Genomic DNA, 12358 nt, shown 5'->3' on the forward strand with positions numbered 1-12358 from the left:
GTCCGTGAACCCGCATGCGGCTCTGGCTTTCAGATCGACATGGAAACTTGCGAGTAGCGGCCGCTCGACGCGGCTCTGATTTTGGGTGCTAACCTGCCACCATTTGCAACGGCTGTCACTTGAAAAAAGCCATTTTGAAAAGCCGCCCGGGTGGCGCCGGACCTGCTGAAGAGGCGCAGGTCATGAAAACGGCTGCGTTAAGACCAGAATTCGGGGACGGTTTCGCCAAGCCGCGGCCCCAGCCTGAGCGGTGCGATCTTCTCGACGAGCCCCGTGCGGTCGGAGATCTCCACTCCGACGCCGCAGATGGTAGCTGGACCCGAGGCCGCCTCGAAACGGCCCTTCGGCATCTTCGAGATGAAACGGTTGAGCGGTTCTTCCTTATCCATGCCGAGCGAGGAATCATAATCGCCGCACATGCCGGCATCGCTGATATAGCCGGTGCCGCCGTTCAGGATCTGGTGGTCGGCGGTCGGCACATGGGTGTGCGTGCCGACGACGAGGCTGGCTCGACCGTCGACGAAATGCCCGAAGCATTGCTTCTCGCTCGTCGCTTCGGCATGAAAGTCGAAGACAACAGCATCGGCATGCTCGCCAAGCGGGCAAGCTTCCAGGATCGCCTCGGCGCAGGTGAAGGGGTCGTCGAGCTCGGGATGCATGAAGACGCGGCCCATCACATTGGCGACGAGCACGCGGGCGCCGTTGCGGGCGAAGTAGAGGTTGGATCCGCGCCCCGGAGTGCCGGCTGGATAGTTGGCTGGGCGCAGGAACTGATCGTGCCGCTCGCAGAAGACCACGGCCTCCTTTTGGTCCCAAACATGATTGCCGGTGGTCACCACATCGGCGCCGGCATTGATTGTCTCCAGGAAGATTTCCTCGGTTATGCCGAAACCGCCCGCGGCATTTTCGCCGTTCACGATGACGAAATCCAGTTTCAGGTCGCCGATCAGTCCAGGGAGGCGCTCCCAGACCGCCATGCGGCCCGACCTGCCAACCATATCTCCCAGAAACAGAAGTCGCATGCCGTCAATCCTGCCTTGATCTCATATGTTGGAGCGGGATGCGGGGATCGCTAACTGCTTTTCATTCCCACTCAAAAATGCCGAAACCCGCTTTCCGTTAGCACGGCGTCGAGTGCCACGTCATGCGCTTCAGCGGGCACTGATGCCACTTCCTGGCAGTCGAATGCAATCCCGATCAGCCGTGGCATATGGCCTTTGCGGCGCAGACGGTCGATCGCCCGGTCGTAGTAGCCGGCGCCGTAGCCGATTCGATGGCCGGTCGCATCGAAGGCGGAAAGTGGCACCAGCATGATGTCCGGATCGACTTCCGGCGCATCCGGTCCGGGTCCGGTCGTGCCGAAGCCGGTTTCGACCACCGCCACGCCGTCGAGGAGCTCGCGAAATAAGATCGTCTTCTTGTCCAGGATGACCGGCAGGCAGAGCCTCGCGCCGCGATCCCTTAGCCGCACCATCAGCGGCCGGATGTCGGGCTCCGAGCGGATCGGCCAGAAACCCGAGACGACGTGGCCGGGATCGAGTGCGATAATGTCGCCGGCATGGTCGGCCATGGCGAGGCTCGACTCGATGCGCACCTCAGCCGACATTGCGTCTCGCAACGCGAGACGCTCTTTCCTCAGTGCGGCCTTCAAATCCTTCGGCGACATCGATCAAACCTTTCCCGGCAAAGCAGTTTCGCGGAAGACGTAACCCAAGGCGCCCATCCGCCGGAACCATGTCACCGTCGCTTTTGCAATATTTCGCGACAATCCTCCACCTCCGCGTGAGTGTGCCGCAGGTTCTGAGACAACGACCCATATGAACCAGGCCATCCACTGCATGTCTCCTTAAAATCGATCTCGATCTAAGAACAAGGACATACAGCAATACAAAGTGCTACAGCGAGCTTCGCGCGTCTGTTCAGAGGCGGGACGGTCGCTGTACTGTGCGTCGTGCGAATGCGTCGCGAATAGTTTTTAGCGCGACGTGCTTTAGCTGCGCATTCACCATTTGCTGTGATTCAGCTTCGCGCGCCGCGTCGACTGTGGAATCAAATTCGCGATTGACCAGAGACATGATCGGCTGATCGCCGAAGTCTCGCAGGGGACAAGGCCCATGATGGACGCCTTCGATCAACTCACGCCGCTCGAACTGCGCTGCCTTGCGCTAGCAGCCCTCGGCCGTGCTCGGCTCGACATAATGCGGGAAACGGACATCCCGCTGGATCGGATCGACGGGGCGCTCGCCGAGGCGACACGAAAGCTGAAGGCGGGCAATCTCGCCGAAGCGGTCTGCCGCGCCCTCAGGCTCAAGCTGATTCACAACATCCAATGGGACTGATGCAGCGTCGGCCCATTGCCGCCCGGCCGATCGGGCATATCCGTGGCTCCGGCATCCGCCAGCAGGCGCCGATCGCCGCGATGAAGGACGAGGACCCACTGAGCTCGGATCGCAATCCAGAGCCGGCAATGTGCAAGCGCAGCTTCGAGTGACCGGGACTGTCGGCCGGGATGGAGTGCTGGAACTACCAGGACACGCATGCGAGCGCCTTTCCATATACGTCCTGGCGATTCTCCATCATCGGTTGACATGCGGCAAACGAATTGCAAACATGGCTATCATCAGTTTTTCTAATGGCGGAAAACTTGTCTCTGCCCCTCGACAGCGATCTGCTCAGGACATTTCTGGCGGTTGCCGACGCCGGCAATCTCACGCGCGCCGCCGACATCGTCCGGCGCACGCAGTCGGCAGTCAGCATGCAGATTAAGCGGCTTGAGGACTTGGTCGGCCTGCCACTGTTCGAGCGGCATTCCCGCGGGGTCGTGCTAACGACAGACGGGCTGCGCCTGGTCGACAAGGCCCGTCATATCGTCACCCTCCTCGACGACACGGCAACGGCGATGCGACAGCCCGCCTTGGGCGGCTCGGTCAGGATCGGAATTTCGGAGGAATACATCAACTCCACGCTTCCCACGGCCTTAGGCGCCTTCGCCGCAATCCATCCGGGCGTCGAGGTCACCGTCCAGCAGGGCACGTCGATGTCCAATCTGGCCGACCTTGAGGCGGGAGAGATCGACATTGCCGTCGTTTTCGAGCCGGGCGGACGAAGCAGGAACGAAGTGCTCATGGTCGACCCAACCGTCTGGGTGACCTCCGACCAGCACGGCACACATATGCGCCAGCCCCTGCCGATCGCCACCTACACCTATATCGAAGGCGGTTGGTGCGACGACCTCGCCATGAAAAGCCTGAAAAGACGCGATATCGAGAGCCGCATCGCCTTTGTGAGCCGGACGACCAGCGGCCTCATCGCCGCCGTTCTGTCCGGCCTCGCCGTCGCGCCGCTCTCGCGCAGCGCCATTCCGCCCAATTGCCGGGAACTCGCCGAGGAGGACGGTTTTGGCATCATCGACCTTTCCAACGTCGTGCTGCGGACAAGGCCGGGAACCCGGTCCGAGACGATCGACGCGATGGCCGAGGCGATTCGCCGGGCTTTCAGGGCGGGGATGAATTGACGAAGGCGCTTGGCGCTTGGCCCGAAAGTGGGAGCCCGGGAAGCGCGCGGATTCCAAGGAGTTTGCAGCGACCTTTGCGCGTCTGAAACGGCGCGCGGCGCTGTAGCGAACATCTGCAAGACCCCACCCTCCCCGTAAGGGAAAGGGGCCAGGCGCTCGCGGCGTCCCAGTGATTTCAACTAATTACGTCTAAACGAAAAGCGCGAGTTGGGGCGAAGAGCGTGCGGCAGATGAGCCCTCCCCTTGTGGGAAGGAGTTTTGCCCAGAAGGAACACGCCGCCCCGCGGGTCGATATTCCGGAACGAGAAACAGAAGTGCGATCCACGACGACCGATGGATTGTTTACGATCCCGGGCGCCTACTAGGTAGGTGGGCACCGTATGCCCGGACCCACGAGTCCGGCCAGGGACAGCTCCCTTGAGATCGTGTATGGCCCCGGGGATTGTGGTTCCTGTCGGGAAGCGCAGACCGCATAGCAGATATAGAACGTCCTTACGATTTCCGCCAGAGCGCGATTGCAAGAATGCCGCTCAAATCACGCTCTCGGCAGGATCAATTCGCCGGCGTCGGACGACCGTTGAGCCTGGCGACGATCGTTTGGATCTGCGCCGTCACCTCGCAAAGCGCCGAGGCGACCACCTCCTCGCTCCGCATCTGGTCGGAAAGGACTGCTTCGCGACCTTGTCTCAAGTTGTCGATCTCGGCCTCAAGGCTCTTCAGCCGCTTTTCCACCTCGCTCAATTCGTCCATTACCATGATGCCCGCCATCACGGTAAGCCTGAGATCGCCGATCTCGCCGAATTGTCCTCGGAGATGGCCGACATATTGGTCGAACCTCACGGCAAGGGCGCTGAGGTGGTCCTCCTGCCCCTCCTCGCAGGCCATTCGATAGGCCTTGCCGTCGATCGTTACCGTCACCTGCGCCATGCTCGAGAACCTCAGCGATCCAGCACTGCCCGAATGGTTTCCATTGCCGTTACCAGGCGACGCGAAACCTCGCGATTGACCTCTTCCAGACGGTTCGCCCGGAATTGCGACTGGTCGAGCTCCTGCGCCAGCCGCGACCGATCCTCATTGACCCGTCGGACCTCCTCTTCGAACTCGCCCACGTCCCTTTCCTTGTCAAAGCGGCCGTCGAGCGCGATCTCAAGGGACTGAACCGCGCTCTGCAACTCCTCGATCGCTGCCTTGACCGTCTTTGCCGGCATCTCTTTCGAAACCTCACGCGAGCGGAATGGGAAGCCGCCAAACGGCCTCTTCGTTGCCCTCAACAAAGTGGCAGAGCTCTCGCGTCCGCGGACAGCCCTCCCTCCGAATCGCCGTATTCCCTGGCTGTCGGAATTGCCCTTTTTAAACCCAATACCTTAGTCTCAACAATGGCAGGCGTGACATTTGCTGGCCGCAAGCTGTGGATCGTCCATATGGCCGGCAAATGCACCCCTCGCAGTCGGATCTCGGCCTAGAAAAACAGGCGCGATAGATCGCCGCCATTTCGTCTTGAAAAGCCCGTATTTGTTGACTCGCGCGGCGCACCTGCTATGTGTCGGCCGCTTCTCATACGGTCTTTGGAGGATAGAGGCCGTCCCTGACCACCGAACCCAAACGGAACAGTCATGATCTCTCGCGAAAAACACGATCGGATGGCGAATGCGATCCGTTTCCTCTCCATGGACGCCGTCGAGAAGGCAAATTCCGGCCACCCTGGTCTCCCGATGGGTGCCGCCGACATAGCAACGGTTCTCTTCACCCGCTACCTGAGCTTCGACCCGAAGCAGCCCAACTGGCCGAACCGCGACCGCTTCGTCCTGTCGGCCGGCCATGGATCGATGCTGCTTTATTCGCTCCTCTATCTGACCGGTTACGAAGATATTACCATCGACGAGATCAGGAACTTTCGCCAGCTCGGCTCGCGGACTGCCGGACATCCGGAATACGGCCATGCCGCCGGTATCGAGACGACGACGGGACCGCTCGGCCAAGGCATCGCCAACGCCGTCGGTATGGCGATTGCAGAGCGGAAGCTGCGCGAGGAATTCGGCGCCGAGCTGATGGAGCACTATACCTATGTGCTCGCCGGCGACGGCTGCCTGATGGAGGGCGTCAGCCAGGAGGCGATTGCGCTCGCCGGCCACCTGAAGCTCAACAAGCTCATCGTCTTCTGGGACGATAACAATATCTCGATCGACGGACCGATCTCGATCGCCGATTCCACCGACCAGCACGCCCGCTTCCGCGCCTGCAAGTGGCACACGATCGCCGTCGACGGCCATGACCCGGACGCGATCGCCGCGGCCATTGAAGAGGCGCAGAAGTCCGACAAGCCGACGATGATCGCCTGCAAGACCGTCATCGGCTTCGGCGCACCGAACAAGGCCGGCACGCACAAAGTGCACGGCTCTCCACTCGGTGCCGAGGAAATCGCCGCGACCCGCAAGGCGCTCGGCTGGGAAGCCGAGGCCTTCACCGTCCCTTCCGACGTGCTCGATGCCTGGCGGCTCGCTGGGCTTCGCTCGACCAAGGCGCGTAAGGAATGGGAAGAACGTCTGGATGGCTCCGAAACCGAGAAGAAGGCACAGTTCATCCGCCGCTTCTCCGGCGAACTCGAAGGCCGCCTCACCTCCGCCATTAGCGCCTACAAGCAGAAGCTTGCGGAAACCAGACCGTCGCCGGCGACCCGCAAGGCCTCCGAGGATGCGCTCGAAGTCATCAATGGCATACTCGCCGAGACGATCGGCGGTTCGGCCGACCTCACCGGCTCCAATAATACGAAGACGAGCCAGACCCATTCGATCACACCGGACAGCTTCGCCGGCCGCTACATCCATTACGGCGTGCGCGAACACGGTATGGCCGCTGCCATGAACGGTATGGCGCTGCATGGCGGCCTCATCCCCTATTCCGGCGGCTTCCTGATCTTCTCCGACTATTGCCGCCCGTCGATCCGGCTTGCAGCGCTGATGGGTATCCGCGTCATCCATGTGCTGACCCATGATTCGATCGGGCTTGGCGAAGACGGCCCGACCCACCAGCCGGTCGAGCACCTCGCCGCGCTTCGCGCAATCCCCAATCTACTAGTGTTCCGCCCCGCGGATGCGACGGAAACCGCCGAATGCTGGCAGCTTGCGCTCGAGAGCCGCAAGCATCCGTCGGCGATCGCACTCACGCGCCAGAACCTGATGGCGGTGCGTACGGAATACGAGGACGAAAACCTCTGCGCCCGCGGCGCCTACGACCTCATCACCGCCAGCGACGCCAAGGTGACGATCTTCGCCACCGGCTCGGAAGTCGAGATCGCCGTCAAGGCATGTCAGGCGCTTACGGCAAAGGGCATTTCGACGCGCGTCGTTTCCGTTCCCTGCTTCGAGCTCTTCGACGAGCAGGGCGAGGATTATCGAAAGGCGATCATCGGCAATTCGCCGGTCAAGATCGCGGTCGAAGCCGGTGTCCGCCAAGGCTGGGATCATCTGATCGGCAGTGATGGCACCTTCATCGGTATGTCGAGCTTCGGCGCCTCCGGTCCCTATAAGGATCTGTACAAGCATTTCGGCATTACGCCGGAAGCCGTGGTTGCGGCCGCCGAAGCCAAGTTGTCCTGATTTAAAGCCGGAGGGAGCTCTTGCGGGCGTCCTCCATTCGTACATGCCATTCTGACAGGGAGAGACCCGACATGACAGTGAAAGTCGCCATCAATGGTTTCGGCCGCATCGGCCGCAACGTGCTTCGCGCCATCGTCGAATCCGGCCGCACCGATATCGAAGTCGTCGCCATCAACGACCTCGGCCCGGTCGAGACCAACGCCCACCTCCTGCGCTTCGATTCCATTCATGGCCGCTTCCCGGCCGATGTGAAGGTCGAAGGTGACGCGATCGTCATCAACAACGGCAAACCGATCAAGGTAACGGCCGTCCGCAATCCGGCCGAACTGCCGCACAAGGAACTCGGCGTCGACATCGCGATGGAATGCACCGGCATCTTCACCGCACGCGACAAGGCCGCCGCCCATCTTGAAGCCGGCGCCAAGCGCGTGATCGTCTCGGCACCGGCCGACGGCGCCGACCTCACCGTCGTCTACGGCGTCAACCACGACAAGCTGACGAAGGACCACCTCGTCATCTCCAACGCATCCTGCACGACGAACTGCCTTGCACCGGTCGCCAAGGTGCTGAACGACGCCATCGGCATCGACCACGGCATGATGACGACGATCCACTCCTACACGAACGATCAGCCGTCCCTCGACCAGATGCACAAGGATCTCTACCGCGCCCGCGCCGCGGCGCTGTCGATGATTCCGACCTCGACCGGTGCCGCCAAGGCCGTCGGTCTGGTTCTGCCGGAACTCAAGGGCAAGCTCGACGGCTTCGCCATGCGTGTGCCCACCCCGAATGTGTCGGTCGTCGACCTCAAGTTCGTCGCCAAACGCGAGACGACCAAGGAAGAAGTCAATGCCGCGATCAAGGCTGCCGCCGAAGGCCCGCTCAAGGGCATTCTCGGCTATACGCTCGCCCCGAACGTCTCGATCGACTTCAATCATGATCCGCATTCCTCGGTCTTCCATATGGATCAGACCAAGGTGATGGAAGGCAAGTTCGTGTCGATCCTGACCTGGTACGACAACGAATGGGGCTTCTCCAACCGCATGTCCGATACGGCGGTCGCCCTCGGCAAGCTGCTCTAAGACCGATGTTTCGGGCCCTTTCCTCAACGACGGTGCGCTGGCGCCCGATCGAGGGGGAGGGGCTCGAACATCTGACGATCAGACCCTTGGACGCCTTCGTCGGCGCGGCGATCCGCGCCGAAAGCGTCGTCATAGGCGAGCGTGACGGCGCAGCCTACGGAGTCCGCTACCGCATCGATTGTGATGCCGGCTGGCGCGTCAGCTCTTTTATCGTCGAGACGACGGACGGGCGAGGACTGCATCTTCGTTCCGACGGCGGCGGCCACTGGCGCACGGCCGAAGGCACCTCCCTCCCTCAGTTCGATGGCTGCATCGACATCGATCTCTCGGCCACGCCCTTCACCAACACACTCCCGATCCGACGGCTTGGGCTCGTCCGCGATGCCGGCACGGTGAAGCTCAAAATGCTCTATGTGCCGTTCGATAGCTTCGAACCTACCGTCGACGTTCAGCGCTACACCTGCCTCGAGGACGGCAAACTTTACCGCTTCGAGGAAAATGACGACAGCTTCACCGCCGACCTTCCGGTCGATGAGGACGGGCTCGTCATCGACTACCCTTATCTTTTCCGAAGACTTTCACCGGAGACAATCTGATGACTTTCAAGACACTCGACGATCTCAACGACATCGCCGGCAAGCGCGTGCTGGTGCGCGTCGACCTGAACGTGCCGGTCAAGGACGGTCAGGTAACCGACACCACCCGCATCGAGCGTGTGGCGCCGACGATCCGCGAGCTCTCCGAACAGGGCGCGAAGGTCATCCTGCTTGCCCATTTCGGCCGCCCGAAGGGCGAGCCGGTGCCCGAAATGTCGCTGAAGGCGATCGCGCCCGCGGTCGAGGAAATTCTCGATCAGCGGGTCTATTTCGCCGCCGACTGCATCGGCGAGAAGGCAGCCAATGCGATCGCCGACATGAATGACGGCGATGTGCTGCTGCTCGAAAACACCCGCTTCCACAAGGGCGAGGAGAAGAACGATCCGGCCTTCGTCGAGGCTCTCGCCGCCAATGGCGACATCTATGTCAACGACGCCTTCTCTGCCGCCCACCGCGCCCATGCATCGACGGAGGGTCTCGCGCATCTTCTTCCTGCCTATGCCGGACGCACCATGCAGGCCGAGCTCGAAGCGCTTGAGAAGGGTCTCGGTAATCCCAAGCGCCCCGTCGTCGCCATAGTCGGCGGCGCCAAGGTCTCGACCAAGATCGATCTTCTGCAGAACCTGGTTGAGAAGGTGGACGCTCTCGTCATCGGCGGCGGCATGGCCAATACCTTCCTGGCTGCCCAAGGCATCGACGTCGGCAAGTCGCTCTGCGAACACGATCTTGCCGAGACTGCGAAGTCGATCATGAGCGCGGCATCGGCCGCCGGCTGCACCATCGTCCTGCCGGACGACGGTGTCGTCGCCCGTGAGTTCAAGGCCGGTGCCGACAGCGAAGTCGTCGACATCAAGGCGATCCCCGCCGATCAGATGGTACTGGATGTGGGCCCGAACTCTGTCGCCGCAGTAAATGACTGGATCTCGCGCGCTGAGACGCTTGTCTGGAACGGCCCGCTTGGCGCGTTCGAAATCGCGCCCTTCGACCGGGCGACGGTTGCCGCGGCCAAGCACGCGGCAACCCGCACTCGCCAGGGTTCGCTCGTGTCGGTCGCCGGCGGCGGCGATACGGTTGCTGCACTCAACCATGCCGAGGTCGCCGACGACTTCACCTACGTCTCGACCGCCGGCGGCGCTTTCCTCGAGTGGATGGAAGGTAAGCCCCTGCCGGGCGTCGATATCCTGCATCAGCAGAAATAACGACTTGCGTCCCGGCCCGACAAAACTGCGGGCCGGGACGAGAATAATTGCGATATTTCAACCGATTAAAATTATTTAAATCGTTTTAGCCGATTTTACTGCCATTCTCACGCACGGTATCTTCTGTTAACGCGCGCCGTTCGGCAGCGCGGAACAAGCTTTCGCGCGCCGACACCGAGAGAGTGTTTCATTCGCTGCTCCGCCGTGATCGGCGCTGTGTGTAGGAGAACAAGATGAGCGAAAGACTGGAAGATATTGCGGTTGCCATGGTTGCCAATGGCCGGGGGCTTCTTGCAGCCGACGAGTCGACCGGGACGATCAAGAAGCGCTTCGACGGCATCGGGCTGGAATCTACGGAAAGCTCGCGCCGCGACTATCGCGAGATGCTGCTGCGCTCCGACGAGGCGATGCGTAATTATATCTCCGGCGTCATCCTCTATGAGGAGACCCTTTTTCAGAAAGCGGCCGACGGCACGCCGCTTGTCAACATCATCAGGAATGCCGGCTCCATCCCCGGTATCAAAGTCGATGCCGGCGCCAAGCCGATGCCCTATTTCCCCAATGAGACGATCACAGAGGGCCTTGACGGGCTCGCCGGCAGGTTGGCGAAGTACTACGAGGCCGGTGCCCGCTTCGCCAAGTGGCGCGGCGTGATCGCCGTCTCCGACACGCTTCCGACCTGGGGTGCTGTCAAGTCCAACGCCCATGCGCTCGCCCGTTATGCCGCACTCTGCCAGGAAGCGAGGATCGTGCCGATCGTCGAGCCGGAAGTGCTGATGGACGGCGCCCCCGGCGATCATTCGATCGAGCGTTCGGAAGAAGTAATCGAATGGGTACTTCGCACCGTTTTCGAGGAACTCGGCGACGCACGGATCAAGCTCGAGGGCATGATCCTGAAGCCGAGCATGGTGATCGACGGGAAAAAGGCGCGCAAGGCCACGGTTGAGGAGGTCGCCGAGCGCACGGTCAAGGTGCTGAAGCGCACTGTGCCCGCCGCCGTCCCCGGCATCGCCTTCCTCTCCGGGGGCCAGTCGACGGAAGAGGCAACGGCGCATCTTTCCGCGATGAACACCGTTCACGACTTGCCGTGGAAGCTCACCTTCTCCTACGGCCGCGCCCTGCAGCAGGAAGCCCTCAACGCTTGGAAAGGCAAGGCGGAGAATGTCGCCGCCGGCCAGCGCGCCTTCACCCATCGCGCCAAGATGTGCAGCCTCGCCGCCAAGGGTAGTTGGAAGAAGGATCTCGAACAAGCCGCCTGACGACTTAGAGGGGAGAGAGGAAAGACTCGGCGGCAGCGACGCCGCCGAGTCTTTTTGTGCCCGCGCTGCAACCAGCGCAATTGTCATGGAGACAAGTTCGCTGTTTCGGCTACCGCCGCAACGGTTCTACATCTTCGCCATGGGGATCAACCCGAGGCTTTCATGAACACCATCTCTTTCGTCACCGTCGATGTCTTCACCGCCGAGCGCTTCGCCGGAAACCAGCTTGCGGTCATCCCGGACGCGCGCGGTTTGAGCGACGCTCAAATGCAGGCGATCGCCAGCGAGTTTGGCTATTCCGAAACCACCTTCGTCCTGCCGCCCGACGATCCGTCCAACACCGTGCGCGTGCGCATCTTCACGCCGGCGGCGGAAGTGCCCTTTGCCGGGCACCCCAATGTCGGCACCGCCTTCGTGCTTGGTCGCCAGGAGCATGTCTTCGGCAGGACCGTGGGCGACAATCTGCGCTTCGAGGAAAAGGCCGGGCTCGTCGAAGTAGCGCTGCGGCGTCAGGACGGCATCGTCACCGGCGCGCGCATCGTCGCGCCCCGGCCGCTCGCCGTCGGCCCAGAGATCGATGCGGTGACGATCGCGGCCTGCGCCTCGATCGGCCTCGAAGACCTGTCCGACGGCAACCACAAGCCGGTGCGTATTTCCGTCGGCCTTCCCTTCGCCGTCGCCGAGATCAAGGACGTCGCGGCGCTTGCACGGGCACGGCCGAATGTCAGCGCCTTCCACGAGGCGAACGCGTGCTATCCGCATGCCGAGGACACATTCAGCCTGTTTCTCTATGCCCGGACGCGCGAGCACCCCTGGCATATACGTGCGCGCATGTTCGCGCCTCTAGACAATGTCATCGAGGATCCGGCGACCGGAAGCGCTTCGGCGGCGCTCGGCGCCTATCTCGGTTCGCTTCTCCCCGACGACGATGCCGATGTCGAGTTGACGATCGAGCAAGGCGTGGAGATGCGCCGCCGGAGCGTGATAACTGTTTTCGTCAACAAGCGGAACGGCGCTCTCGGCGAGGTTGGCATCTCGGGCGACTGTATAACGGCGATGCGCGGAACGATCGAGGTTTGAATTTCTCTACAGGGGCCGCTCGACCTTTGTGG

At 61.9% G+C, this 12358-nt stretch carries 12 protein-coding genes, 1 other RNA gene and 1 pseudogene; 9 read left to right on the forward strand and 5 right to left on the reverse strand.

The genetic code is table 11. The features are described from left to right. Window positions 1-197: 197 nt before the first annotated feature. Both J2Z31_RS18670 and J2Z31_RS18675 read right to left on the reverse strand, forming a co-directional pair. Window positions 198-1022 carry a TIGR00282 family metallophosphoesterase gene (locus J2Z31_RS18670; protein ID WP_209603281.1) on the reverse strand — a complete coding sequence of 275 codons (825 nt, stop codon included), beginning with the start codon at window positions 1020-1022 and terminating at the stop codon, window positions 198-200. A gap of 71 nt (window positions 1023-1093) precedes the next feature. Beyond that, the gene (locus J2Z31_RS18675; RefSeq protein ID WP_209603283.1) at window positions 1094-1666 is read right to left on the reverse strand and encodes a 5-formyltetrahydrofolate cyclo-ligase; all 573 of its coding nucleotides are present in this window, start codon (window positions 1664-1666) and stop codon (window positions 1094-1096) included. A gap of 448 nt (window positions 1667-2114) precedes the next feature. Between J2Z31_RS18675 and J2Z31_RS18680 the strand changes: the two genes are divergently transcribed. From J2Z31_RS18680 to J2Z31_RS18690, 3 genes and pseudogenes are all read left to right on the forward strand, one after another. Continuing rightward, entirely contained in the window at window positions 2115-2339 is a 225-nt protein-coding gene (locus J2Z31_RS18680) for a helix-turn-helix domain-containing protein (protein ID WP_209603285.1), read from the forward strand. After that, on the forward strand, window positions 2330-2491 hold the full coding sequence (locus tag J2Z31_RS18685) for a hypothetical protein (protein ID WP_209603287.1): 162 nt from the start codon (window positions 2330-2332) through the stop codon (window positions 2489-2491). Before J2Z31_RS18680 ends, J2Z31_RS18685 begins: the two co-directional genes overlap by 10 nt. Before the next feature lie 119 nt (window positions 2492-2610). Then, window positions 2611-3514, forward strand: a pseudogene (locus J2Z31_RS18690) (LysR family transcriptional regulator). A gap of 314 nt (window positions 3515-3828) precedes the next feature. Here J2Z31_RS18690 and ssrS read toward each other — a convergent pair. The 3 genes from ssrS to J2Z31_RS18705 all read right to left on the reverse strand — a co-directional run bounded on the left by ssrS (window position 3829) and on the right by J2Z31_RS18705 (window position 4722). Next, window positions 3829-3987: non-coding RNA, 6S RNA (gene ssrS / locus J2Z31_RS18695), on the reverse strand. A 79-nt stretch (window positions 3988-4066) separates the two neighbouring features. Next, on the reverse strand, window positions 4067-4441 hold the full coding sequence (locus tag J2Z31_RS18700; protein WP_209603292.1) for a cell division protein ZapA: 375 nt from the start codon (window positions 4439-4441) through the stop codon (window positions 4067-4069). An 11-nt stretch (window positions 4442-4452) separates the two neighbouring features. Then, complete coding sequence (locus J2Z31_RS18705; RefSeq protein WP_209603294.1) at window positions 4453-4722, reverse strand: DUF4164 domain-containing protein; 270 nt, start codon at window positions 4720-4722, stop codon at window positions 4453-4455. A gap of 405 nt (window positions 4723-5127) precedes the next feature. Here J2Z31_RS18705 and tkt point away from each other — a divergent pair, with 405 nt between their 5' ends. The 6 genes from tkt (at window position 5128) to J2Z31_RS18735 (ending at window position 12326) form a co-directional block, all read left to right on the forward strand. Continuing rightward, window positions 5128-7110 (forward strand): transketolase, encoded by a 1983-nt coding sequence (gene tkt, locus J2Z31_RS18710; RefSeq protein ID WP_209603296.1) that lies wholly within the window; start codon window positions 5128-5130, stop codon window positions 7108-7110. 71 nt (window positions 7111-7181) lie between these two features. Then, window positions 7182-8192: a type I glyceraldehyde-3-phosphate dehydrogenase gene (gene gap, locus J2Z31_RS18715; protein ID WP_209603298.1), complete on the forward strand. Its 1011-nt coding sequence runs from the start codon at window positions 7182-7184 to the stop codon at window positions 8190-8192. Between the two features lie 5 nt (window positions 8193-8197). Beyond that, entirely contained in the window at window positions 8198-8788 is a 591-nt protein-coding gene (locus J2Z31_RS18720) for a putative glycolipid-binding domain-containing protein (protein ID WP_209603300.1), read from the forward strand. Next, on the forward strand, window positions 8788-9987 hold the full coding sequence (locus J2Z31_RS18725; RefSeq protein ID WP_209603302.1) for a phosphoglycerate kinase: 1200 nt from the start codon (window positions 8788-8790) through the stop codon (window positions 9985-9987). Before J2Z31_RS18720 ends, J2Z31_RS18725 begins: the two co-directional genes overlap by 1 nt. 233 nt (window positions 9988-10220) lie before the next feature. Further along, the gene (locus J2Z31_RS18730; protein ID WP_209603304.1) at window positions 10221-11246 is read left to right on the forward strand and encodes a class I fructose-bisphosphate aldolase; all 1026 of its coding nucleotides are present in this window, start codon (window positions 10221-10223) and stop codon (window positions 11244-11246) included. Window positions 11247-11408: 162 nt separating this feature from the next. After that, entirely contained in the window at window positions 11409-12326 is a 918-nt protein-coding gene (locus J2Z31_RS18735) for a PhzF family phenazine biosynthesis protein (RefSeq protein ID WP_209603306.1), read from the forward strand. Window positions 12327-12358 lie beyond the last annotated feature (32 nt).

This window comes from Sinorhizobium kostiense, from assembly GCF_017874595.1.
Classification (GTDB): domain Bacteria; phylum Pseudomonadota; class Alphaproteobacteria; order Rhizobiales; family Rhizobiaceae; genus Sinorhizobium; species Sinorhizobium kostiense.